Source organism: Salinivibrio proteolyticus, assembly GCF_001996165.1.
Classification (GTDB): Bacteria; Pseudomonadota; Gammaproteobacteria; order Enterobacterales; family Vibrionaceae; genus Salinivibrio; species Salinivibrio proteolyticus.
The window spans coordinates 33904-58616 of record NZ_MUFP01000024.1; the positions used below are offsets into that span (position 1 = coordinate 33904).

The 24713-nt window shown below is 52.3% G+C and carries 22 protein-coding genes, 2 tRNA genes and 1 pseudogene; 9 read left to right on the forward strand and 16 right to left on the reverse strand.

The features are described 5' to 3' along the window. Positions 1–146 precede the first annotated feature (146 nt). The 4 genes and pseudogenes from BZJ19_RS15100 to BZJ19_RS15110 form a co-directional block, all read right to left on the reverse strand. Positions 147–569 carry a CBS domain-containing protein gene (locus tag BZJ19_RS15100; protein WP_025674526.1) on the reverse strand — a complete coding sequence of 141 codons (423 nt, stop codon included), beginning with the start codon at positions 567–569 and terminating at the stop codon, positions 147–149. Next, positions 566–916, reverse strand: coding sequence for a P-II family nitrogen regulator (locus tag BZJ19_RS17410; protein WP_069587355.1), 351 nt, complete (start codon positions 914–916; stop codon positions 566–568). The genes BZJ19_RS15100 and BZJ19_RS17410 overlap by 4 nt, the downstream gene beginning before the upstream one ends. Before the next feature lie 21 nt (positions 917–937). After that, a pseudogene (locus BZJ19_RS15105) lies at positions 938–1705 on the reverse strand (DUF1538 domain-containing protein); the annotation flags it as partial. After that, complete coding sequence (locus tag BZJ19_RS15110; protein WP_077676242.1) at positions 1705–2430, reverse strand: DUF1538 domain-containing protein; 726 nt, start codon at positions 2428–2430, stop codon at positions 1705–1707. The gene BZJ19_RS15110 and the pseudogene BZJ19_RS15105, both read right to left, overlap by 1 nt. A 235-nt stretch (positions 2431–2665) precedes the next feature. Between BZJ19_RS15110 and BZJ19_RS15115 the strand changes: the two genes are divergently transcribed. After that, the gene (locus BZJ19_RS15115) at positions 2666–3559 is read left to right on the forward strand and encodes a TIGR01777 family oxidoreductase (protein WP_077479685.1); all 894 of its coding nucleotides are present in this window, start codon (positions 2666–2668) and stop codon (positions 3557–3559) included. Positions 3560–3692: 133 nt separating this feature from the next. On the opposite strand, the gene BZJ19_RS15120 is transcribed toward BZJ19_RS15115, so the two are convergent. Together BZJ19_RS15120 and BZJ19_RS15125 are read right to left on the reverse strand one after the other, a co-directional pair. Then, positions 3693–6134 (reverse strand): ABC transporter permease, encoded by a 2442-nt coding sequence (locus BZJ19_RS15120; RefSeq protein WP_077676243.1) that lies wholly within the window; start codon positions 6132–6134, stop codon positions 3693–3695. Then, positions 6124–6810, reverse strand: coding sequence for an ABC transporter ATP-binding protein (locus BZJ19_RS15125; protein WP_077479687.1), 687 nt, complete (start codon positions 6808–6810; stop codon positions 6124–6126). The genes BZJ19_RS15120 and BZJ19_RS15125 overlap by 11 nt, the downstream gene beginning before the upstream one ends. Here BZJ19_RS15125 and tesA point away from each other — a divergent pair. The 3 genes from tesA (at position 6809) to BZJ19_RS15140 (ending at position 9527) form a co-directional block, all read left to right on the forward strand. Then, a complete protein-coding gene (gene tesA / locus BZJ19_RS15130; protein WP_077661817.1) occupies positions 6809–7423 on the forward strand; it encodes a multifunctional acyl-CoA thioesterase I/protease I/lysophospholipase L1 in 615 nt (204 codons plus the stop codon). The two genes, BZJ19_RS15125 and tesA, sit on opposite strands and share 2 nt — an antisense overlap. 11 nt (positions 7424–7434) lie before the next feature. Beyond that, positions 7435–8280 (forward strand): SDR family oxidoreductase, encoded by an 846-nt coding sequence (locus BZJ19_RS15135; protein ID WP_077676244.1) that lies wholly within the window; start codon positions 7435–7437, stop codon positions 8278–8280. Between the two features lie 392 nt (positions 8281–8672). Further along, a complete protein-coding gene (locus BZJ19_RS15140; RefSeq protein WP_077479690.1) occupies positions 8673–9527 on the forward strand; it encodes a co-chaperone YbbN in 855 nt (284 codons plus the stop codon). A 21-nt stretch (positions 9528–9548) separates the two neighbouring features. Here the strand turns inward: BZJ19_RS15140 and cueR are convergent, their stop codons facing one another. Next, entirely contained in the window at positions 9549–9995 is a 447-nt protein-coding gene (cueR, locus tag BZJ19_RS15145) for a Cu(I)-responsive transcriptional regulator (protein ID WP_077457310.1), read from the reverse strand. Between the two features lie 107 nt (positions 9996–10102). Here cueR and BZJ19_RS15150 point away from each other — a divergent pair, with 107 nt between their 5' ends. Next, positions 10103–13045 carry a cation transporter gene (locus tag BZJ19_RS15150; RefSeq protein ID WP_235608258.1) on the forward strand — a complete coding sequence of 981 codons (2943 nt, stop codon included), beginning with the start codon at positions 10103–10105 and terminating at the stop codon, positions 13043–13045. A gap of 12 nt (positions 13046–13057) precedes the next feature. Then, entirely contained in the window at positions 13058–13495 is a 438-nt protein-coding gene (locus BZJ19_RS15155) for a DUF411 domain-containing protein (RefSeq protein WP_077676245.1), read from the forward strand. A 188-nt stretch (positions 13496–13683) separates the two neighbouring features. Here the strand turns inward: BZJ19_RS15155 and BZJ19_RS15160 are convergent. Together BZJ19_RS15160 and BZJ19_RS15165 are read right to left on the reverse strand one after the other, a co-directional pair. After that, positions 13684–13760: transfer RNA gene (locus tag BZJ19_RS15160), tRNA-Pro, on the reverse strand. 141 nt (positions 13761–13901) lie between these two features. Then, a tRNA-Pro gene (locus tag BZJ19_RS15165) sits at positions 13902–13978 on the reverse strand. A gap of 306 nt (positions 13979–14284) precedes the next feature. Between BZJ19_RS15165 and BZJ19_RS15170 the strand changes: the two genes are divergently transcribed. Together BZJ19_RS15170 and smrA are read left to right on the forward strand one after the other, a co-directional pair. Continuing rightward, complete coding sequence (locus tag BZJ19_RS15170; protein WP_069587366.1) at positions 14285–14422, forward strand: DUF3149 domain-containing protein; 138 nt, start codon at positions 14285–14287, stop codon at positions 14420–14422. A 147-nt stretch (positions 14423–14569) separates the two neighbouring features. Further along, the gene (gene smrA, locus BZJ19_RS15175) at positions 14570–15154 is read left to right on the forward strand and encodes a DNA endonuclease SmrA (RefSeq protein WP_077457314.1); all 585 of its coding nucleotides are present in this window, start codon (positions 14570–14572) and stop codon (positions 15152–15154) included. Between the two features lie 100 nt (positions 15155–15254). Here smrA and BZJ19_RS15180 read toward each other — a convergent pair whose 3' ends face one another. The 6 genes from BZJ19_RS15180 to BZJ19_RS15205 all read right to left on the reverse strand — a co-directional run bounded on the left by BZJ19_RS15180 (position 15255) and on the right by BZJ19_RS15205 (position 22701). Further along, positions 15255–15869 carry a LysE family translocator gene (locus BZJ19_RS15180; RefSeq protein WP_069587367.1) on the reverse strand — a complete coding sequence of 205 codons (615 nt, stop codon included), beginning with the start codon at positions 15867–15869 and terminating at the stop codon, positions 15255–15257. Positions 15870–15887: 18 nt separating this feature from the next. Further along, entirely contained in the window at positions 15888–16361 is a 474-nt protein-coding gene (gene ybaK / locus BZJ19_RS15185) for a Cys-tRNA(Pro) deacylase (RefSeq protein WP_069587476.1), read from the reverse strand. 98 nt (positions 16362–16459) lie between these two features. Beyond that, the gene (gene ushA, locus BZJ19_RS15190) at positions 16460–18133 is read right to left on the reverse strand and encodes a bifunctional UDP-sugar hydrolase/5'-nucleotidase UshA (RefSeq protein ID WP_077676246.1); all 1674 of its coding nucleotides are present in this window, start codon (positions 18131–18133) and stop codon (positions 16460–16462) included. Between the two features lie 309 nt (positions 18134–18442). After that, positions 18443–19789 carry a Na+/H+ antiporter NhaC family protein gene (locus tag BZJ19_RS15195; protein ID WP_077676247.1) on the reverse strand — a complete coding sequence of 449 codons (1347 nt, stop codon included), beginning with the start codon at positions 19787–19789 and terminating at the stop codon, positions 18443–18445. 321 nt (positions 19790–20110) lie between these two features. Beyond that, positions 20111–21658, reverse strand: a complete 1548-nt coding sequence (locus BZJ19_RS15200) for a DHA2 family efflux MFS transporter permease subunit (protein WP_077676248.1) — start codon at positions 21656–21658, stop codon at positions 20111–20113. Between the two features lie 2 nt (positions 21659–21660). Next, positions 21661–22701: an HlyD family secretion protein gene (locus BZJ19_RS15205; protein WP_077676249.1), complete on the reverse strand. Its 1041-nt coding sequence runs from the start codon at positions 22699–22701 to the stop codon at positions 21661–21663. A 131-nt stretch (positions 22702–22832) separates the two neighbouring features. Here BZJ19_RS15205 and BZJ19_RS15210 point away from each other — a divergent pair, with 131 nt between their 5' ends. After that, a complete protein-coding gene (locus tag BZJ19_RS15210) occupies positions 22833–23759 on the forward strand; it encodes a LysR family transcriptional regulator (protein WP_077676255.1) in 927 nt (308 codons plus the stop codon). A 93-nt stretch (positions 23760–23852) separates the two neighbouring features. Here BZJ19_RS15210 and kdsA read toward each other — a convergent pair whose 3' ends face one another. Further along, on the reverse strand, positions 23853–24704 hold the full coding sequence (gene kdsA / locus BZJ19_RS15215; protein ID WP_077676250.1) for a 3-deoxy-8-phosphooctulonate synthase: 852 nt from the start codon (positions 24702–24704) through the stop codon (positions 23853–23855). Positions 24705–24713 lie beyond the last annotated feature (9 nt).

Here is a 24713-nt window from a genome sequence, read left to right on the forward strand (position 1 = left end):
TGCTACCAAAGCCATAGACACTTTGTGGCATAAGAAAGAATAGGTCAAAGAATCTCATATAGAAATGAGGCGCAGAGCAGTCCTAGCTCAGAATGGGGCAAAAATGAGCTAGTACCCCACTCCCTCCAAAACCACTTGTCCGCTTCCTAATCCTTCCTATGCTGGCTCTCCACTTCTTCGGCGAGCATGCCGTAGATGACGATCAGGTTATAACTGACCATGCCGAGGACTTGGCCGTTTTCAATAACAGGGGCGCGGCTGATGCCGAAGCGTTCAAATAAACGGGCGCAGTATTTCACATTCATATTGGGAGAGACGCTAAGCGCGGGTTTGGTCATAATTTCATAAACATTCACCCGTGATGGGGCGCGGTTTTTGGCGAGCACTTTTTTGGCAATGTCGTTCATTAACACAATGCCGAATTCGTCATGCTCATCGCGTTTATTGACGATAATCGCTTTCACTTCTTGTTCGCGTGCAATGCGGATCGCTTCTTCGACCGTGGTGAGCCCATCAATACACACGGCATGGGCATGCATCACATCTCTTACCGTTTTATGTTGTTTCATAACTCGTCCTTCACCACTTCGGTTAATTCTCGCATTTGGTGGGCCACGCCCACGGCATCTTCCACATCAATTTGCACCGCAATGCCACTGCCGGAGGTGGCATCAAACTCGCCCACGTCATTAATGGTTTCGAGTATGGCGCGTGATAAGTGCTCTTCCACCAGGAAGATGGCCACGTCTCGCTGCACATCCAGCGTCAGCCCTAAAAAGGTTTTCTTTTTCACCAAGCCTTCGCCACGCGCGTTGTTAATGATGGTCGCGCCGGTAGCGCCGGCTTGTCTGGCGGCATCGAGCACCGCATCGGTTTTGGCATCTTCAATAAACGCCATGATTAATTTGAACCGCATAGGCTCTCCTTGCGATGAACGCTGTGCGTGCTTTTTCTGTAAATAGGCTGTGATTTGGGCATAGCCCATCACGGTGATCATCGGAAACAAACTGGCAAACGCAATTAAGCCAAAACCATCAAGCATCGGGTTTCTTCCCGGTACGGTAGAGGCTAGCCCTAACCCCAGCGCCGTCACCAAGGGTACGGTGACAGTTGAGGTGGTTACCCCTCCAGAATCATAGGCCAAGGGCACGATAAACGGCGGGGCAAAATAGGTTTGGATCACCACCACCACATAGCCGGTGATGATGTAGTAATGGAGCGGGTCGCCCACCACAATGCGATAGCATCCCAAGGCAATTCCCATTGCCACGCCAAGCGCCACCGAGGCCCGCAAGCCGTTCACTCGAATCGCCCCACCCGAAACCTTGGCCGCTTTGATCGCCACCGCGATTAATGAGGGTTCGGCCACCGTGGTGCTAAAACCTATCGCGGCACCAAATAGGTACACCCAGTAATAGGCTTGCCAGTTAATCTCGCCGCCCGCTTTGAGTGCTGCGCCGACAAAATCAGTGGCAGTGAGCTGCTCAGCCATCGAGGCCCCAAGCGGGAATAGCGCCAGCTCCAGCCCCATTAAAAATAGGCTCAAGCCCAAGATGACATAGAAAAAACCGAGAAAGATCCGTTTGGGGTTGTTGAGCGCTTTGCGCAATACAAAGAGTTGAAAGCCAAAGATGATCGCGATAATCGGGATCACATCGCGCACGGTGGAGAAAAAGGTGTCGATAAACAGGCGCAGAGCATCCATCACGCCACCACCATGCCGTAAGCCATTACAAAGATCATCGGTGATAGCGAGGCGAACGCAATCAAACCAAAACCATCCACCATCGGGTTACGCCCTTTAATCACGGTTGCCAACCCCACGCCGAGCGCGGTCACCAATGGCACTGTAATCGTGGAGGTGGTTACCCCACCCGAGTCATAGGCAATGCCGATAATGCTGGGCGGTGCCACCATAGTCATCGCCACCACCAGCAAGTAGCCGCCGATAATTAAGCGGTGGATCGGCCAACCTTTAATAATCCGCACTACGCCAAGCACAATCGCAAAGCCGACAGAAAGCGCCACGGTTAGCCGCAGCCCATTGGCGTAGCTGTCTTTGGCTGCCTCTGTGGTGTGTATCATCCCGCCGTTAGCGGCCACATCTGCCGCTTCCGCCGCCACCGCGGTGAGTGCGGGTTCCGCAATCGTGGTGCCAAAGCCAAGTAGAAAGGCAAACGCAATTAACCACCCTAAACTGCCTTTGTGGGCCAGCGAATGCGCCATCGATTCGCCAATCGGGAACTGCCCCATGTCTAAGCCGTACACAAATAAAGTCAGCCCAACGACCACGAGCACTAGCCCAATGGTGATGGATAACCAATTGGGCAATGGCTGGTTAAGGACAACCACTTGAAAGAAACCAATCACTAAAATGATGGGTAAGAGATCGCGAAAACTGCCAAGTAGTGATTTGAACAACGCCTGCATGTGGGTGACATGACTCCCTGCGTAACGAACATCGACCTTGAAAAGGCACAGTGTTTATATGCCTATTTATGTTAGCACTCCCAATGTGCGGTGCGAGTGACAAAGCAGAAAACTGCGCGATCAAACCAATTTTCGCTGCCACACGTAACAGGATACAAAGCAACCACTTGCGCTTAGTGGAAAAGCCCCTTAGCGTTAACAGCAGAGATTTCGTCACCCTTTTAGGACTCTAGGCATGAATATTTTAATCACAGGTGGCACGGGCCTGATTGGCAAAGCCTTGGTCGCCAAGCTGCAGCCTCAACATCAACTCACCGTGCTCTCGCGCGACAAAGAAAAGGTGACAAAGATATTCGGGGACTCGGTCGCCGCGATAGAGCGTCTTGACGACCTTCCCCACCTGAATGATTTTGATGCTGTGATTAACCTTGCCGGTGAGCCAATTGCCGATAAGCGTTGGAGCGAGCAGCAAAAAGGGATCATTTGTACCAGCCGTTGGGGGCTAACAGAAAAGCTGGTCGAGAAAATCCATGCCAGCAGCACGCCACCCCACACCTTTATTAGCGGTTCGGCAGTGGGGTACTACGGCGATCAGCAAGACCATCCGTTCGATGAAACCTTGGTGGTTCATGCCGATGATTTTGCCCAGCATGTGTGTCATCAGTGGGAAAAAATTGCCTTAAAAGGCGCCTCGCAACACACGCGAGTCTGCCTGCTGCGTACCGGTGTGGTGTTAAGCGCCGAAGGCGGCGCGCTAAAACGGATGATGTTGCCCTACCAACTTGGCCTTGGTGGCCCGATTGGTAAAGGCCAACAATACATGCCGTGGATCCATATTGATGATATGGTCGCAGCAATCATACATTTGCTTGACTCGCCTGCACTGCAAGGGCCGTTTAACTGTACCGCGCCAGAGCCGGTCACCAATAAACGCTTTAGTCAGGCGCTAGCCAGTGCCTTAAAACGCCCGCACCTTTTCTTTGTGCCTACCGTGGCGATTAAGGCCATGATGGGGGAAGCCTCGCACTTGCTGCTCGATAGCCAGCGCGCCCTGCCCCATGCTCTTGAAGATTCAGGGTTTAAGTTCCAACACCCCAAAGTAGAAGAAGCGATGGCGTCACTGTTTTAATCGCCCATTCGCTTTTCGCCTAAGCGTGTTGCTGGTTAGATTTCTCGGGCGTTCTCCACAAAAAAGCGGGTATCAAAAAAATTGATACCCGCTTTTTGCATATGAAAGACGAACGCTTATCCGCTGCCCTGTGTTAACGCCGCTGTGGATCAATCAGTTTGCGCAGCATTGAGGCGACCGTGACAAACACCAGCGCCACCGCCACAACAGGCAACACCGCCCAAAGCTCAGGGTGCAAGCGCACCTCCATTTCAAAGCCCCATTTCAGCAGGCCGACCATCGCCGCTTCTGCGCCCAGCACCGCCATCAGGCCCGATACAAAGGCCATCACGCCGTACTCGCTCCATAAGGTACGCTGAATACGGGTGCGGCTCGCGCCCAAGGTGCGATAGAGGTTTATCTCCTGCTGACGCTCACTCAGGCTGATACGCAGCAAGGTGAGCAGCAATAATAAGCCGCTGATCACCGCCAGCCCAGCCAACACCGAGAGCGACAAGCCAATTTGACGCAAAATCGATTGARTGCGACTGCTCATGGTGCGCAAATCAAGCAGCGTAACGGTCGGGTACTCCCGCGCCAAGCGATTGAGCAAAGGCGTTTGCGATTCATCAAGCCTGAAGCTCACCAGCCAGTTAGCCGGTTTATCGGCAAGCGTCTCGCGGTCGAAAATAAAGTAGAAGTTAGGCCGCATATTGCGCCACTCGACTTCACGAATCGAGTTCACCGTGGCAGTAAAGTCTTGGCCGGTGACGCTAAAGGTCAGGCTGTCGCCAATCTCAATTCCCAAGCGATCGGCAATGTCTGCCTCCACCGACACGCCATTCTCGGTTGGCCAGTCTCCGGCAATCACCTCATTGTGCGACGGCAAACTGTCTCGCCAAGTGAAATTAAGCTCGCGACGTAGTGCTTCATCCACTTCATCACGCTCAACTTCATCGGTTGGGATCTGGTAACGCTCACCGTTTTTGCCCACCAGCCGACCACGCACTATGGGATAAGCATCAGAGCGCATCAAGCTGGCGTCATCGAGTTCACCCACATAGCTTTGCTGCTCGCTCGGGGCAATATTCAGCGCAAACACATTGGGCGCATCGGGCGGCAGCATCCGTCCCCAATCAGCGAGCAAATCGGTGCGCAGTAGCCAGATGATAGCCAACAGCATAAAGGAGATCGCCAGCGCCCCTAACTGCACGCTGCTAGCCAATTTGTTGCGGGTAATTCGGCTAAGGGCCAATTTCACCGAGGGGGCACGCACCCGTGATTTCACCAACCGGAGCAAGCCTAACCCTGCCAGCGCCAGCAAGACGATCATCACTGCCATTGCCCCCAGCACTGTCCATAGCAAGGTGTTGTCAAACGCCCACAGTGCAAGTGCTCCCACTGGCACCGCGATTAAGATCGCCGCAGTGCCACGACGGCGACGTCCGCTGGCAGCCTGCGATTGCACCGCGGCCAACGCAGGCGCATCCAGCAATTTAAGCAGCGGCACGCCCAAGGCAGGTAACGCCACCAAAAGCGCAACACCGGGCGCAAGCACCCAAGGCACCCAGCCATAGCTTGGCAGCGGTGAAGGCAGCACATCGGTCAGCGGCAAGCGCAATAACACTTCAAGCGTGTACCCCGCAGCCAAGCCCACGGCGGTAGCAAGGACAAACAATAAGGTTAACTGCCGAGCCAACCAGCGCCGCACCCATTGTTGGCTGGCACCTAAGCTTTTTAGCATCGCCACCAAATCCGCGCGGCTTTTAGCATAGTGCTGACAAGTTAAGGTTAACGTCGCCGCGGCCATCACAATCACCAGCACCACGGTTAACGACAAATACTGACGGCTACGGTCCAGCATATCGCCAGTGCGATCGGAGGTGTTTTCATCCACCCAGCGCTCACCATCTTGCAGCGTGTAGCTGGCTTTAGCCGCACTTAGGCTGGGCTCGTCACCGGTTAAAAAGTAGCGATAACGCACCCGACTGCCTTCGCGTACCACACCAGCGGCAGGCACATCATCGCGATGGATCATTACCGCGGGCATTTGGCTAAAGGGGTTAAACGAGAGTTCCGGCTCCGCGGCCAAGGTACCGCTCACCGTTAAATCGAGGTTACCAATCGATACGGTGTCGCCCGCTTTCACATCCAGCAAGCTAAACACCCGCTCAGACAGCCATAGCTCACCGGGTTGAATGCGTCGGTCACCACCAATGGCTTGGCCGTTTTGCTCCAGCACCAAATCACCGCGCAGCGGGTAAAGGCTATCCACCGCTTTCACGCTCACCAGCTGCATTTTTTGCTCGCTGAACGCCATGGTGCCAAAACGGGTTTGGGCAGATACTGTGGCGCCAGCTTGTTTAAACGCCTCAATTTGCTCGGTGTTAAGCGGCTGACGGGTGCGCAGCACGGTATCGGCGGCAATCAGGTTACGCCCTTGCTGGGTGAGCACGTTTTCAATGCGATCGGCCAATGCTGATAGCGCAAACACACAGGTGATAATCAGTGCCAAGGCCACCGCCACGGGCCAAATTTGCCCGTGTAACAGTTCACGCCACGCCCAGCGATTGAGTAGTCCGTTTTTACTCGCCATTCACTCGCTCCTGTAGTTTGCCGCTGTCCATCATCAAGGTACGCTGACAACGCTTTGCCAGCGCCGGATCGTGGGTAACCAACACCAAAGTGGTGCCGTGCTTTTCGTTCAGCTCAAACAATAAATCGATGATGGTCGCCGCGGTTTTTTGGTCAAGGTTGCCGGTCGGCTCATCGGCAAACAGCACTTGTGGGCGAATAATAAACGCACGCGCCAAGGCCACCCGTTGTTGCTCCCCGCCAGAGAGTTGCGACGGCAAATGGCTCTCGCGCCCTTGTAGGCCCACCGAGGCCAACAGTTGCTTGGCGCGGGTTTCGTCTTCTTCCTCACCGCGAATGGTCAGCGGCAGCATCACGTTCTCAAGCGCGTTCAGTGACGGCACCAGTAAAAAACTTTGGAACACAAACCCCACCGATTCGGCCCGCAGCGCCGCACGCGCATCTTCATCCAAGGTGGAAAGCTTGTGGCCGAGCAGATCGACCTCGCCTTCACTGGGCGTATCTAATCCTGCAAGCAAGGTCATTAAGGTGGATTTTCCTGCGCCGGACACGCCCATTAATGCAATCGACTCGCCTGCCTCGATTTGTAGCGAGACATCCTGCAGAATGGTAAGCGGCTGTTCGCGTGTCACGACATGTTTTGCAATTTTTTCGGCTCGAATAACAGGAGAGGCCATGTTACGCATCCTTACTTTGTTGTGTTTTTTGTGGGTGAGCAGTGCCAGTGCACAAACGCTCCTTGTCCTTGGTGACAGCTTGAGCGCTGGCTACCAAATGGCGGCTGAACAAGCCTGGCCTGCTAAGCTGCCGCGCGCGCTCAACGACCATGATGTCGAGGTTGAGGTGATTAACGCCAGCATTTCCGGCGATACCACCGCCAATGGCCTGCAGCGTCTGCCTCAATTATTAGAACGCCACCAGCCCGAATGGGTGCTGATTGAGCTCGGCGGCAACGATGGCCTACGCGGTTGGCCGTTTAACCGTATACGAGACAACCTTGAGCAATTGATCACCCAAACTCGCGCGGCCGATGCCACGCCTTTATTGGTACAAATCCAAATTCCGCCAAATTATGGCCAGCGCTATGCACAAGGATTTGCTGATATTTATCCTACACTGGCAGAGCAAACACAAACCCCCTTGCTGCCCTTTTTTATGGAGACTGTGATCCAAAAGCCTGAATGGATGCGTGATGATGGCATTCACCCGATGCCGGAAGCACAACCTTGGATTGCCGATTTTATGGCGGAAAAGCTCGCGCCTTATTTGTCTGACGCGCCACAATCATGAGTGAGGATGTCATGGAAACGGCTTCGCCATTAAACAACGCCATTTTAATCACCGGCTGCTCCACCGGCATCGGCTATGCCTGCGCCAAAGCTTTGCATGAGCAAGGGCACACGGTGATCGCCAGTTGCCGAAAGCCTGACGATGTCAGCCGCTTACAGGAAGAAGGCTTAACCTGTATTCAGTTGGATGTGTCAGACACGGCCAGCATTAACCAAGCGGTCGACACAATCGAGCAAATGACAGGCGGGAAACTCTTTGCGCTGTTTAACAACGGCGCTTACGGCCAACCGGGCGCGCTGGAGGATTTGCCCACCGATGCCTTACGCGCCCAATTTGAGACCAATGTGTTTGGTTGGCACCATTTAACCCAAGCCTTGTTGCCGATGCTGCTCAATTATGGCGAGGGACGCATTGTGCAAAATAGCTCGGTGCTGGGCATCGTGGCATTGAAATATCGCGGCGCCTATAACGCCAGCAAGTTTGCGCTCGAAGGCTGGACCGATACCCTGCGTTTAGAGCTGAGCGATACGCCCATTAAGGTGAGTTTGATTGAGCCCGGCCCGATTGAAACCGCGTTTCGTGCCAATGCACTCAGCGCTTTTAAATACTGGGTCGACCCTAATAAAAGTCGCCACCAGCACGCATATCAAAGCCAAATCGACCGTCTTGCTGCAGACGAAGGCGGCAACAAATATACTCTGCCCGCCGACGCGCTCGTTGCACCACTGACGCATGCGCTGTTCTCGCCGCGTCCCAAGGTGCGTTATCGCGTAACGCAACCGACAGTGTGGATGGCAATCCTCAAACGGCTCCTTCCCAGCCGTTGGCTCGATCGGGTCTTGCTCAAAGGCAGTTAATGCAATGGGAAGATGAACGCAAAAAAAACGTGTTTGACGTCGCAATTGTCACATCAATGTCATAGATCGCGATTAATATAGCTTGCATGAGTGGAAGCGGCCACTTGCTGACACGCTTTCCTTCATTGGCAGCCAAGCTGCCAAGCCAATAACACCGACAATAATAAACAACAGGAGCCGGCTGATGACCTTGCATCAATTGAACTGGCTCTGCTTGAGCGTCGCTTTGTGCGTGGTGCTCGTGTTGTAACCCGCACTCGTCATCTTTGATGGACTCGCTTGCAGACCGACGAAATAGGCCACCCTTGGGTGGCTTTTTCGTATCTCAGCTGCTTGAATTTCGACGCATTTGCCCCCACCCTTATTGCAAACACACTTCGTCGGGATCCATGATGCACGCAAACTATATCGTTGAATTAACCGAACATAATTTTCAGCAAATTCTTGAGTCTTCTTCACGCACGCCGGTGCTGGTGTATTTTTGGGCAAACATGATGCCCGAAAGCGTTGAGCTGAAAACGGTTGTCGAGCAGGTGGCTCACGATAGCCACGGCACCTTTACGCTCGCCACGATCGACTGTGAAGCGCAGCAGCTGATTGCCGCCCAGTTTGGCGTCCGCGCACTGCCAACGCTGGCTCTGTTTAAAGATGGTCAACCGGTGGATGGCCTTGCCGGCCCGCAAAATGAAGAGACGGTGCGCGAAATGCTGAATAAGCACCTGCCAAGCCCAGAAGATCAAGCGTTTGACCAAGCGCGTCAATTGATGGCGGAAGGCAATTACACCGATGCCTTGGTGATCCTAAAACCCCTTGAAAGCAGCCACGGTGAGAAGGGAGACTTTAAACTGGCGCTGGCCGAATGTCTGGTCGAGACCCAGCAGTTTGATGCAGCGCAAGCCGTGCTCGATACGGTGTTGATGCAAGATCAAGACGCGACCTACAAAGGGCTGATCGCGAAAATTGAATTGCACAATCAAGCAGCTGACGCGCCAGAGATCCGCAACTTGCAAGATGCACTGGCTGAGAACCCAGATAATGCAGATATTGCCTATGAGCTTGCGGTGCAACTTAACCAAATCAATCGTAGCGAAGACGCACTTGAGCTGCTGATGAACATTCTCCGTCGCGATATGAATCACGCCGATGGAGAGGCGAAGAAAACCTTGATGGATATTCTGGCCGCATTGGGTCAAGGCAACGAGATTGCCTCACGTTATCGCCGTCAACTGTACTCGCTACTGTACTAATTTTTTACCCACGCTTGGCCGCTATTTCGCCGACGCTTGGCAGCACTGACTTTCGGTAAGACCAATGCTGCCTAGCTCACTGTCTCCGCGCAGGGCTTCGATGATCGGGCACTGCGCGTCACCATCACCGGGACACGCTTGGGTAAGCGCTTGAAGGGTGGTTTTCATCGCCGCCAGCTCGGCGATTTTTTCATCGATCTCCATCAATTTACTCTCGGCGCGAGCCTTCACATCGGCACTGCGTAAAGAAGGATCGCGCGATAACGCTAACAAATCCGCACTTTCTTCCAAGGTAAACCCCACCAATCGCGCCCGACGAATCATTTGCAACTCACTCACGTGCTGCGCGCGATAATCACGATACCCATTGTCGGCGCGGTGTGGCGGCGTGATCAGCCCTTTCTGCTCGTAAAAGCGGATGGTTTTGGTGGTTAAGCCGGTTTTTTCGGCGACTTGCTGAATTTTCATTCTCGCTCCTTGACCTTCCAGTAGCTATAAGGTTTATGGTTCAGTTTACTCGATGTTGCGACGTTTCCCCAACACGTGCGCCGTGTTGTGATCATTAAGGAGCGGAAATGACAACCATAGATACCACCATGACTTATTACACCTTGCCTCTCGACGGCCTGAGCTGCAACGGGTGTGTGAAAAAAGTGACCCAAGCAGTGGGAACAGTCGATAACGTCCGCATAGAAAAGGCGGATACACAAGCTATCTCGCTGGAAGTGCTCGGAGATAACCCTGAAGCGACGCTTAGACAGGCCGTCGACGCGATCGAGACACTGGGATATCAAGCCGGTTTTCGTCATGCCTTAGCGTTAAGTGGGCTGAACTGTGGGCGCTGTGTCGCCAAAGTCGAAGCGGCATTGGATGCCCTGCCCACCGTGTTTTCGCACTCGGTAACTAAAACCCATGCAGATATTCATACCAGCTTGAGCTTGGACTCCATCATCCAAACCATTGAGAACCTTGGCTATCAAGTCGGTTATCAGCATGAATTGGCATTGTCGGGGTTAAGCTGCAGTCACTGCGTGGCGAAAGTGGAGCGTGCGCTCGATGAAAACGATGCCGTTTTTGACTATCAAGTCAGCAAAGACGCGGCGACCGTGCGCACGACGCTCAGCGCCGAGACGCTGATTGAAACGATCGCAGCGTTGGGCTTTGGGGCCACACTCATCGATCCCAGCCAAGCAACGTCCTCATCAACCGAGCCGCATCAACCGCAAGCCGAGACCGCCGAGGTTGAGCAACAAGCCAAAGCCCAGATGCGCACTGAACCTTCATCCAGCCACTCACGCATGCAGTTTGTGTTATCCGGCATGACATGCGCAAGTTGTGTCAAAAGTGTTGAAACTGCTATCAGCAGTGTGGACGGCGTGGCCAATGTTAGCGTGAACCTTGCTGAGCGTAGTGCCATTGTTAAAGGCAATGCGACAGCAGCGACGATTATTCAAGCAGTAGAAAACGCAGGCTACGGCGCCGAAAAGGTGGAAGATGATAACGACCGCCGAGAACGCCAACAGATTCAGCAAGCCTCTGAGCTGAAAAGCTTTAAACGCAGTACCCTTGCAGGGTTAGGGCTCGGCGCACCACTGATGGCATGGGGGATATTGGGTGGCAGTATGACCATTCAATCGAACCAAGATCAGTGGGCGTGGGGCGTGATTGCCGTGCTAACGCTGATATTGCTTGCAACCGGTGGTCGCCACTTCTTCGCGAATGCATGGCAAGCGTTGATGCACAAACGCGCCACCATGGATACCTTGGTCGCGCTCGGCACGGGGGCGGCGTGGCTGTACTCAACCGCCGTCGTCGTGGCACCGGCATTATTCCCTGAACAAGCACGTCATGTGTATTTTGAAGCCTCGGCAATGATCATTGGTTTGATTAGCTTGGGCCATGCGATTGAAGCGCGCGCACGTGCTAATACCTCCAAAGCGCTAGACCAGCTGCTTGATTTGCAACCGCCCACTGCCCTAGTGATTGAAAATGGCCAAGAAACCGAGCGCCCATTAAGTGATGTGGAAAAAGGCATGACTCTGCGTGTGAAACCGGGTGCCAAAGTCCCTGTGGATGGTGAAGTGATTGATGGCAGCAGCTATATCGATGAATCCATGCTAACTGGTGAACCGGTACCGGTGCATAAGCAAGCCGGCGATACCTTACATGCCGGAACCGTGAACCAACAGGGTGGCTTAACCTTTAAAGCCACCGGCGTGGGCAGCGACACCATGCTGGCACGGATTATCGATTTAGTGCGTGAAGCCCAAAGTAGCAAGCCTGAACTAGCCAAGTTAGCGGATCGCATCTCCTCTGTGTTTGTGCCTGTGGTCGTGTGCATCGCGTTACTTACCGCTGCCATTTGGTATCTTGTCGGCCCTGAGCCTTCTGTGAGCTATATGCTGGTGACAGCGACCACGGTATTAATTATTGCTTGCCCGTGTGCGCTTGGGCTTGCGACACCGCTATCGGTCACCGCCGCGGTAGGACGCGCAGCTGAAATTGGGGTGTTAATCCGTGATGCGGACGCACTACAAACGGCCGCCAAGCTACATACCCTAGTCTTTGATAAAACCGGTACGCTGACACGCGGCCAGCCTGAGGTGACGCATATTCATTCTCTTCATGGCGAACAAGATCGCCTCATGGCTATCGCGGCGTCCATGGAACAACATTCCGAGCACCCCTTAGCAAGGGCGATTGTGGACTATGCCAAGGCACAGACACTCTCATTGCCCGAATCAAGCGACTTTAACAGTGAATCCGGCAAGGGGATCCAAGCCAAAATTGACGGCGAGCGTTACTACATCGGCAACCACGCATGGATGCGTGCACAAGGACTGGATACTCGCTCCCATCAACAGGATATTGACGCCATGACCCACCGCGGTGAGACCGCGATTTATCTTGCTAATGATCAGGCAGTGCTGGCGCTTATCGGGATCAGCGATCCGATTCGGGACGATGCGATTGACGCCGTCGCGCGGCTGCAACAACAAGGGCTCGAAGTCATCATGCTATCAGGCGATCACCCCGATACTGCCAATGCGATCGGTCGCCAATTAGGTATTGATCATGTAATTGCAGGTGTACTTCCGGATGGTAAGTCCGAGCAAATTCAAGCGCTGCAACAGCAAGGTAAGCGTGTGGCAATGGTGGGCGATGGCATTAACGACGCACCCGCCCTCGCTCAGGCGGATGTGGGTGTCGCGATGGGCGGCGGCAGTGATATTGCGATTGAAAGTGCGCAAATTACGTTAATGCACCAACATCTTGGAGCACTTGCCAACGCGATTGCTTTATCTCAAGCCGCCGTGCGCAATATGAAGCAAAACCTGTTTGGTGCCTTTGTTTACAACACGCTGGGGATCCCGGTAGCGGCCGGTATTCTTTATCCCTTTACCGGCATGTTACTCAGCCCCGTCATTGCCGGCGGTGCAATGGCATTGTCTTCGATTACGGTTGTCACCAACGCCAATCGACTACGTTTTTTCAAAATAAAATCAGACGAGAAGTAACAAGGAGTGATAATGAAGCGTTTACAACGACTTGTAGCAACCGTAGGCCTGATGAGTGCCTCAGCGATGGCCGCAAGCGGCGTGGTGTATAAATCGCCCAGCTGTGGCTGTTGCGACGACTGGGTTGAGCATATGGCGCAAGCCGGTTTTGAGCTGGAGGTTAAACCGCACAACAATATGGCGGCCATCAAACAAGAGATGGGTGTGCCTGCCAACATGCAATCATGTCACACTGCACGCATCAACGGCTACGTGATTGAGGGCCATGTGCCCGCACAGGAAGTGAAAAAGCTCCTTGCCACCCATACAGGCTATGAAGGTCTCGCTGTTGCCGGCATGCCGATCGGCTCGCCGGGTATGGAATATGGCGATCGTCACCAGCCATATACGGTGATGGCATTTGACGAGACAGGTCATATTGAGGCTTTCCAGCACTATCCTAAGCCTTAAGCACTCACCTGCAATAAAACGAAAAAACCCCAGCCACAAGGCAGGGGTTTTGCGTTGGTCGGTGAAGAGGGCTTCGATGGGGCGGCCTTCCGCTGGACCGGCTTCCGGACCCCGACCCTCTGCAAGCATAACTCCGATGCTCCATCTTGATATGAAAAAACCCCAGCCAAAAGGCTGGGGTTTTGCGTTGGTCGGTGAAGAGGGATTCGAACCCCCGACCCTCTGGTCCCAAACCAGATGCGCTACCAAACTGCGCTATTCACCGTTAATGCTTTTTACGTCAACTAAGTAACCTTCGATCACTCAGTTTAAAATAGTGGTCGGTGAAGAGGGCTTCGATGGGGCGGCCTTCCGCGCGACCGGGCTCCCGGACCCCGACCAAATACGCTCTCCACTAACTGAATAGTGGTCGGTGAAGAGGGATTCGAACCCCCGACCCTCTGGTCCCAAACCAGATGCGCTACCAAACTGCGCTATTCACCGACATATGACAAGTTTTACGAATTGACGTTTATCTTGTCAAGCGAAGGGCTATGCGACCAAGTGCATCCCCGCGCTGAGGTGGCCTATAATACTCAAGCCCACCGAAACCTCAAGCCCTGTCCGATAAATTTTTTCTTGTTCACGCTTAAGCGGTGAAAGAAACGTCAGTTACGCAGAGACTGTGATCCAATTCCCGTTAACATATGTTTATTATTTGTTCACCTCTCTGACTTGATCCTGATCAGTATTCAACTAACTGCCTATTGGCATTCTGACCCTACATTAACGGACACGAGGGTACAGACTATGGACTTTTGGCTTGATCTCCTTTTCGGCAATGCAGTCGGCTTGTCATCCATGATTGTCATCATCTGTACATTTGGCTTAATCAGTTTTTTTGGTGGTTACTTCATCTACAAAGTGATGACGTCCAAACCTCAGTAACCTGTTTTTTATTGCCTACCTAACTTTAAGCATTCTTGCTTAGTCCAGGGTCACATGGTTGGTCACAGAATGTGGCTCTGGGTTTCTTTTTTTAATTTCGTTTATACTGTCCCCAAATCGTATCAAACCACACATGGCATAAGAGCGATGAGTGATAAAAATGAGTTTGATTTGTTCCGCGAGATGATGTCTGACGTTGACCCCATTGAGCAGGACAAAGTAGAGACCCAACCGGCATCTCACCAGCCAACTGAAGCACAGCTGGCACGACAGCAAGCGGCGCAAAAGCTGGCCGACAGCGACCCTGAGTATTTGTCGTTGGATTACGCCACCATGGTGAAACCGGACGAAGTCATGGCCTACAAGCGCGCGGGTGTGCAAGAGGGCGTGTTCCGTAAACTGCGTTTAGGGAAGTATGACATTCACGCAAGGCTCGACCTGCATAAGATGTCGTTGGAAAAAGCGCGCGATGAAATTTTACGCTTTTTAAAACAATGTCAGCGTATGGATATTCGTACCGTGGTGATTGTGCATGGTAAAGGAGAGCGCAGTAACCCGCCGGCCATGATGAAAAGCTATGTGTGCCAGTGGTTACAGCAAATCTCAGATGTCCTTTGTTATCACTCGGCGCTGCGCCATCAAGGTGGCTCGGGAGCGCTTTACGTGATGCTGAAAAAAAGCCAAGAGAAAAAATTGGAAACGCGCGAGCGCCATTTGAGCCGCCGCGCCTAGCGAATGTACCCCAACACGACACGGCGCTGTCTTGCGCCAAAGAAAAAAGACTGGTGAGCCACCAGTCTTTTTTGTACTTATGTTTCGGCCGTTATGCGGTTTAAAGCGTCACCACTACCCGAACCGATAGCGCGATTAACACCACGCCTGAGAGCTTATCCACCCACACGGCATGCTGGCGTAGCTTATCGACCACACTGGCGCTGGAGAGCAGAAACGCGATCAGGGTATACCATAAGCCGTCAATCAATAGCGGTGTTAAAACAATGACACTGCGACTAAAGAAATCGGTACCAATGGCGACAAACTGACTAAATAAGGCAATGAAAAAGAGCGCCAGTTTGGGGTTAAGCATCGAGATCATTGCACCATCCCGCGCAGCCTCACCTAAGCTTGCCGGTTTACCCGCTTCAAGTTTGGACGCCACGCCACCTTGGCTCAACAAAGATTTGACGCCAAGCCACGCTAAGTAAGCCGCCCCTGTATAGGCAATCCCTGTAAAGAGTAACGGCGATTGTTTGAAGATCACAGCTAAGCCCAACATGGTGATCAGCGCATACAAACCGACGCCAAGCGCATGCGCCCAAGACGCAACAATACCGTGTAAGCGACTGTTGGCGAGGCTATGTTTCGCCATCACCACTAAACTCGGCCCGGGCGACATCGCGCCGAGCATACACACAAGCGCCAACGAGGCCCAAATGGTGAATGTCATACTGGATTATCCTTATGGTTATTCGCCGATCGCCGCGTACTTTCCCGCAGTCAACGCCAACAAATCCGCTGGCGATAGTTCTATTTCTAATCCACGACGACCGGCGCTGACACAGATCGTCTCAAACTGTTGTGCAGACGCATCAAGTAGCGTCGGCAAGCGTTTCTTTTGTCCCAGAGGGCTGATCCCGCCAACCAAATAGCCTGTCACCCGTTGTGCATTCGCCGGCTCCGCCATCACCGCCTTTTTACCGCCTGCAGCTTTGGCTGCCGCTTTCAGGTTGAGTGAGCCTTTCACCGGCACGACCGCGACCGCTAGTTGTTTACTGTCACCATTGATGCAAAACAACAGCGTTTTGAATACCCGAGCAGGATCTTGCCCAAGTGCTTGCACCGCTTCTTCGCCAAAGTGTTGGTTGTTAGGATCGTGTTCATATTGATGAACGTTAAACTTAATCCCATGTTTTTCAGCTAATTTAATCGCTGGTGTCATCATGCTTCTCTACAGCTAAAACACATCGCACTATCATTGCATAAAAAAAGCGGCACCGCATCGGTACCGCTTTGTTATCATGGCAATCTTAATCAGATTTACTTGTAAACAATTTCGCCCTTCGGTGCGTAGTCGTTCACATCAATTGGGCTGTGCGCTTCTAGGTAGTCTTTCAGCACTTCAGCATCCACGAAACCTGTGTTTACGTTACCTGGATGGTTGGTCAGTTTTGGATAACCATCACCACCCGCTGCGTTAAAGCTTGGCACGGTGAAGCGGTAAGTTTTGTCCATATCTAATGGCTCACCACCGATTTTCACATCGTGAACTTTACCGTTTTCAACCACCATCGAGATACCGGCAAACTGTACATACGCACCAGAATCAACCGGCTTAGTGCCGACAACATTCAGGTAGTCCAGCACTTCTTTACCGCTCATATCGGTGTACGTCACCATGTTGCCAAATGGCTGTACTTTCAATACGTCTTTGTAAGTGATGTCGCCAGCAGGAATCGAATCACGTACGCCGCCGGAGTTCATCACCGCAAAGTCTGCTTTCGCACGCTCCATGTGTGACATGGCGATCAGGCGACCAAGGTTGGTTTGTTGGAAACGCACCACATCACGATCACCTTCAAGCTTGCCATTGCTGTTAGCAATTTTGACGTTGAGTTTTTCTTGGCCTTTGTCTTGGTATGGCTTCAAGAAGTCATACAGCGCTTGATCTTTCGCGATTTCATCTTGGATGAAGACACGTTTCTTCTCACCGTTCACCTTGATTTTTTTCTTCAGGTTCACAGGGATCAGATCATAGCTAACGAGGTTCAAATCGCCGTTTTGGAATTCAAACTCCGCCTTACCGACATATTTGCCCCACTCGTGCGCTTGCATGATCCACGCACCGTTTTGCTGGTCTGGCGTACATGCATCACCCGGCTGGAAGTTTTTGTTGTACATGTTTGGACCTTCCATGCACACCGGCTCTTGCGAGTGTCCACCGATGATCAGATCCAAATCACCTTCGTCAATATAACGCGCGAGCGCCACATCACCCGGTGCGTTCACACCGCTTTTACCATCGGCATAGTGGCCCATGTGTGTGGCAGCAATGATGATGTCTGGGTGCTCGGTTTCTTTCAACTCTGCGATCAGTTTCTTCGCTTCCGCTTTTGGATCACGGAATTCCAATGAACCGATATACTCTGGGTTACCGATTTTGGCGGTATCTTCAGTGGTTAAGCCAATCACAGCAACTTTAAGGCCGTTGCGCTCAAACATTTGATAAGCTTGGAATTTGCGCTCGCCTGTCTCTTTATCATAGATGTTGGCTGACAGCATTGGGAAGTCGGCCCATTGCATTTGCTTTTCAAGCACGCTCAGTGGGTTATCAAACTCGTGGTTACCGATCGCCATCGCATCGTAACCAATTTGCGTCATGCCTTTAAAATCTGGTTCCGCTTGTAGCAAGTCAGACTCAGGCACACCGGTGTTGATATCACCGCCTGAGAGCAATAGCACCTCGCTGCCTTCTGCTTTTGCTTCGGCACGCAACTCATCAATCAGCGTTTTGCGCGCAGCCATGCCGTATTCGCCGTAGCGGTTGTGCCAGAAACGACCGTGGTGATCGTTGGTATGAAGAATGGTTAACTTATAAGTGGTATCTGGCGCCCAACCGTGTTCTGGTGTTTCTGAGCCTGTATTGGCGCACCCTGCCAATGACGCAATTAACGCAGCACTGACCGCTGCCTTCAAAGAAAGACGTTCCTTCATGATCTAAGACCTTATTAGCGATGGATAAGCCACCATCGACGACTGTCGACGATTAGAAAACGCCGACTAGTTTAAAAGAATTCATGCTATCCCGCTGGTCTATTTCATTATTTTGTTGCGATGATCACCGTCAGTTGGGCAAAAACCGTCACTTTGGTGATCGAGTCATAAGTTATAGAGCCTAAACTCTAATCAATGGCGAAATCGGCGCATCCTTTGCTTGCAAGTTCGCGAGGGCCAACAAAAAAGCCTTTGCGTGCGGCAAAGGCTTTGTGAGGTGAGCCATTTTAATAGCGCGTTATCAGACCATTACTGCTGACGGGCGTGAAACCAGTGTCGGCTGGCAATAGCAACCAGTGCAGAAATGGCAAGGAAGAAGCAGTAGTACGAGTGGCTTACAATCACCAGTGGCGAGAGGCCAAAGCTGGCACCCAGCAGCAGGATTTGCGCGCCATAGGGGATCATACCCTGTACCACACACGAGAAAATATCGAGCAGGCTGGCACTGCGTTTCGCAGGCACCTCGTGTTCACTGGCAATGTTCTTCGCCACTTGCCCTGACACTACGATAGCAACCGTGTTGTTGGCGGTACACACGTTGGCGAATGACACCAACAAGGCAATTCCAAACTCACTGGCCCGTGAGTGATGGTTACCTTGGTTTTTCTGGAAACGGGCAATCACTTTATTAACCGTGTTGGTTAAAAAGCTTAATCCACCTTGGCAGCGCATCAGCTCTGCAATACCGCCAATCATCAAAGACAAGATGAAGATCTCTTGCATGCTAGCAAAGCCGTCTTTGACATGCTGGCTAAAGCTCATCAAGGTAAAATCTGGCGTGCTCATCAGCCCGACACCCATCGCCAGCAAAATCCCCGCAGTCAGCACCACAAACACATTCAGCCCTGCGAGCGCCAAGACGATGATAGAAAGGTAAGGCACAACCGCGAGATAGTTAATGCTTTCAGGCGCGTCCACCGGCGCACTTTGGTTGTTGAACACAAATAAGATAATGGCAGCAATGGCGGCAGGAATGGCTATCCCGACGTTCTCTTTAAACTTGTCGCGCATGCTACAGCCTTGTGAGCGTGTTGCCGCGATCGTGGTATCGGAAATAAACGACAGGTTGTCACCGAACATCGCACCGCTGAGCAGCACCCCCGCCATCACTGCCGGTGACTGGCCGGTCGCGGTCGCCATGTTCAATGCAAAGGGAGCCAGTGCGGCAATGGTGCCCATTGACGTACCCATTGCCGTGGAGATAAAGGCCGCAATAACAAACAGTCCCGGCAGAATCAGGCTTTCTGGGATCAAGGTCAGCCCTAGGTTGACCGTCGCCTGCACACCACCCGTGGCGTCAGCCACTGATGAGAAGGCAMCCGCCAGCAGGTAAATCATACACATGGCGATAATATCACCATGGCCCATGCCACGGATAAGCTGTTCAATCGCGGTATTCAGGCGCTCACGGCTGAGAGCAAGTGCCACCATCACCGCCGGTAAAATGGCGACATGTGCAGGCAATTGATAGAAGGCGTAGTCCGCGCCTTCTAAGGTAAAGTAAACGCCTGCACCAATATAAAGGGTTAAGAATAATAATAGGGGCAGCAGTGCAAGGGCAGAAGGCTGCGGCGTTGTGTTTGCAGATGTTGTCATGGCAGTTTTTGTAATACCTCTTATAAAACTGTGATCCAGATTACAGCCCTCTAGCCATCCAGTCAACAAATAGACGTCTAAACATCTAAAAATCTTAACGGCTCGTACTCGCTGCTAGACAGTGTTTCGCAACCAAGGCTGATCTTGCCCGCAAGACGACCCCGAACAAATGACACGGCGGCAGACGAAAAGACAGCGACAATAGCCGAATGCATCGGACAACACCGTTTGTCGGTCAAGCTACTTGAACTTATCAGGAAGGATAGCGAAGGAAGCGGCAGTACACCGCTCCCATTTTGCGTGGTGACTATCGAGCGGGAGTTAGTCTTCGAGCGAGAGGATCAGTACGGCTGCTAATGCTAAAAAGCCGGTCATCACAATAAAGGCATCGTTGTACGCCATAATCGCGGCGTCACGTTGCATCACACTCAACACGCTGGCTTGTGCTTGATGCAACGCAGTGGTGGCATCACTGCCTGTGGCGATAAACCAATCTGTTTGTTGGTGCAAACGCTGCCAACCTTGCTCGCTCACTGTGGACAAGGTGGCTTTGATGTTCGCCAAGTGCAAGCGTGTTTGGTTATCTAGCAAGGTCGCTATCATGGCAATGCTAAACGCACCGCCCAAATTACGCATCACATTGGTGAGTGTGGAGGCATCTGGCGTGTCATCACGCTGGATATGCTTCAGTGCCACTATCGACAAAGGCACCATAATAAAGGGACTACCAATCGCACGCAGGATCATGGATAAAACCAGCTGCTGACCACCAAAGTCGACGGTCATGTGTGTATTGACGTAACAACTTAACCCAAACATTACAAAGCCAAATGTCACCATGTGAGTTGGGCGAAACACGCGCATTAACTTAGGCACGAGCGGAAAGAGTAACAACTGTGGCAGCCCCATCCACATCAGCACTTGGCCAATTTGCATCGCGTTGTAGTGTTGGATTTGGGTGAGATACAGCGGCAACACGTAAATCGAGCCAAGTAAGGCCATACCCAAAATTAAATAGGCAAAGCAGGATAAGGCAAATTGCTTGTCTTTCAGTAGCCGCAAGTTCACCAGTGGACGGGGGTGTTGCAGTTCGTTAATCACAAAGTAGACGATGTTCACCACGGAAATCGCACTGAGCGTGAGAATAAATGATGAGCCAAACCAATCTTCACGATTGCCCTCTTCAAGCACCACTTCTAAGCAGCCAAGCCCTAATGCCATAGTGGCAATTCCGACCCAATCGGCCTTTTTCAGCAATGACAATGATAACGGCGTATCCTCAAGCCCGTAGCGGATCATAGCTATCACCAGCATTGCTGGTGGAATATTAATGTAGAAAATATAGTGCCACGACAGATTTTCCGTCAGCCAGCCACCAAAGGTCGGTCCAATAGCAGGCGCAAACGTCGCCGTGACACCGAACATCGCCATACCAATCGCCCGTTTGTTGGCAGGTAGCAGTTGCACCACCAGCGAGAAAGCCAGTGGGATCAGCGCTCCGCCACTAAATCCTTGCATGGCGCGAAACACGATCATCGCACTCATGTTCCATGACAGTGAGCACAAAAAAGATGACAGCGTAAACACCGCGGTGGTCCATGTCAGATAGCGACGTACGCCCAGCGCCCGCGATAACCAGCCACTGAGCGGGATCGCAATCATCTCAGCCACCAGATAGGAGGTCGAGATCCACGAGCTTTCGTCCAAGGTCGCCGACAGCGCCCCTTGAATATCTTTTAGCGATGCATTGGTGATTTGAATGTCGAGAATGGCCATAAAGGCCCCAATCAACCCACCCAAGAGGGCAATCCAGTTTTTGAGCGGTACGTGATCGCTGTAGGCATCGGCCGTTAACGCAGTCGCGGTCATCTTCAGCCTCGTGTATCTACCGTTGCAATCACGGATAGCCCAGGCAATAACTTGGCTTTAAGTGGCTGATCGGGGATCCGGACTTTAATCGGCACCCGCTGAACAATTTTTGTAAAGTTCCCCGTGGCATTTTCAGGGGGCAGCAGCGCAAACTGTGCGCCCGTGGCTGGCGAGAAGCTATCGACCACGCCATGCAGTGCTTGTCCGGGAAACGCGTCCACTTCAATATCCACCGATTGCCCCGGCTGGATATGCGCAAGCTGCGTTTCTTTAAAATTCGCTTCAACCCACACCTCCCCTTGAGGCACCAAGCTGACTAACGGCATGCCCGGCTGAACCAACATGCCAACGCGCAAGCTCCGTTTACCAATCACCCCATCAACGGGCGCATAAAGGCGGGTATCATCCAAGTTAAGCTGCGCTTGTGTCAGCTTAGCGGTGGCGTCATCAATCGCAGCTTGGGCTTGTTTCAGCTCACTGGCTAACACGGCCAATTGGTCACTGGCGGCATGATGAGCAGCTTTGGCTTGCTCTAGCTGGGCGAGTCGTACTTTTTGCTGCGCAAGCTGGGCATCTAATTCATCTTCGGAGGAATAATGCTGCGCAATTAAACGCTGGGTACGGGCCACTTGCTGCTTGGCGCGATCGTACTCAGCTTGCGCGGATGCCATCTGACTCGCGGCTTGGCGGATCTTACTGTGCTGTAAGGTTTGCTGTGCGTGCAGATGCTCGACATTAGCGCTTGCCGAGGCGAGTGCTGCTTTAGCTTGGGAGACCGCGGCACGATAATCGCGATCGTCAATTTCCGCCAATAAGGTTCCGGCTTTTACAAACTGGTTGTCGTCGACATATCGGGCAACGATATAGCCAGAGACTTTGGGACTGATGGTAACGATGTCCCCTTTTAGGTAGGCGTTATCGGTCGACACATGATACTGCCCCTCTATCCACCAGTACCCGGCGCCAAGCACACCAATCACGATAAATATCAAGGTCGCCAATAGTGGCGCTTTAACGCGTTTCGAAGCGGTTGAGGCTGTCATGAGGTCTCACTAATGTTAATTAAATCAATACCAAGCAAAGTGTTTCGAATTGTAAACCAATCGTATTAATTAATAATCGCGCTATAATCAAAAACACTGTTGCACAAATTAATCTAATTAGAGGAAGGATGTTGGACTTCAATGCGCTCGCCATCCTAGTGAAAGTGGTGGAATTAGGCAGTTTCACGCAAGCGGCTGAGGCACTGGGAATGACAAAATCGACGGTCAGTCGAAAAGTCTCTGATCTTGAGCGCAATCTAGGTGTGCGTTTGATCACGCGCTCCACGCGCAGTTTAAAGCTGACCGCAGAGGGCGAGCGCTTTTACCAATCGTGCCTGTTGGCGAAAGACATCATGGAGCAGGCGGAAGTTGAAATCACCGCTCACCAAGAATTGATCCAAGGGGATTTAAATGTGGTGATGCCCGTTGAGCTCGGTCATCAGGTATTGGGGCCTTACATCAACGAGTTCATCAAGCTGCATCCGCATATTCGCGTACACCTTGAGATGAGTAACCGTGAAGTCGACATTATTGGTGAAGGCATTGATCTCTACGCGCAAGTGGGGACACGCAAAGACTCAAACCTCGTTTCACGCCTGCTCACCAATTCAACCCGTGTCGTAGCGGCAAGCCCAGCGTATTTGGCCGAAACTGGCATGGTGCAAAGCCCTGCCGATCTTCGTTCACCGCATCGCCAAGTCAAAGTGTATAACCAAGCGGTGAAACTTTTAGCATGGGAGTTGTATGACAAGCAGGGGCAGAGCTTTAGTGTMGACCTCCCCTATCAGCTGCGGGTCAACACCATTACAGCCTCATTGCAGGCATGCCTTGATGGCCTCGGCATTGCGGTATTGCCGACGTTCTTATGTCGTCCGCACTTTGAGTCAGGTCGTTTAGTCCAACTGCTTAGCGACTGGCAAATGCCGACGGTACCCATCAGCTTGGTGTATGCCAATCGTACCTTGATGCCCAAACGACTCCGCACTCTGATTGATTATTTAGTAACGCGCCTAAACGAAGACATGCAACAAGGTGTAAGTGCTACACGTATCGACTAATAGGCGACCGCTCACCGTGAAGGCGTGGCCGCAAGCCGCGAATAAAAAAAGCTGCCAATGGGCAGCTTTTTATAGGTCTCGATCATTCGCGAATTAGCGAATATCAATCTCTGCAAAGTTTTTAATCACATCATCCAGCGCTTTCATTTGCGCAAGGAAAGGCTCGAGTTTATCTAGCGGCAGTGCTGAAGGGCCATCACAACGTGCGTTGTCTGGATCTGGATGCGCCTCAATGAACAAGCCGGCAATCTTGGTTCCTAAACCAGCACGCGCTAAATCCACCGTTTGTTGGCGACGACCACCAGATGCAGCGCCCATCGGATCTCGACATTGCAGGGCATGGGTCACATCAAAAATGATAGGGCTGCCATTGGAGGCCTTTTTCATCACATCAAAGCCCAGCATATCCACGACCAAGTTATCGTAACCGTGGCAGCTACCACGCTCACACAAAATCACTTTCTCGTTGCCGCACTCCGCGAATTTATCCACGATATTCCCCACTTGGCCTGGGCTCATAAACTGGGGTTTTTTCACGTTGATCACCGCATCGGTTTTGGCCATCGCCTCCACCAAGTCAGTTTGACGAGCCAAGAACGCTGGCAGCTGGATCACGTCCGCCACTTCCGCTACGGGTGCCGCTTGCTCTTGCTCATGAATGTCGGTGATCACTTTGACGCCAAAGGTGCTTTTCAGCTCTTCAAAGATCTTCAGGCCTTCTTCCATTCCCGGTCCACGGTATGAATGTACGGATGAACGGTTCGCCTTATCAAAGGAGGCTTTAAAGACATAAGGGATGCCCAGTTTGTCCGTTACCTTGACGTAGTGCTCACAGATTTGCATCGCTAAATCGCGAGACTCCAGCACATTCATGCCAGCAAACAGCGTAAAAGGACGGTCGTTAGCCACTGGCATATCGCCAATGTGAACGGTTTTTTGCGTCATGGTTAGTTC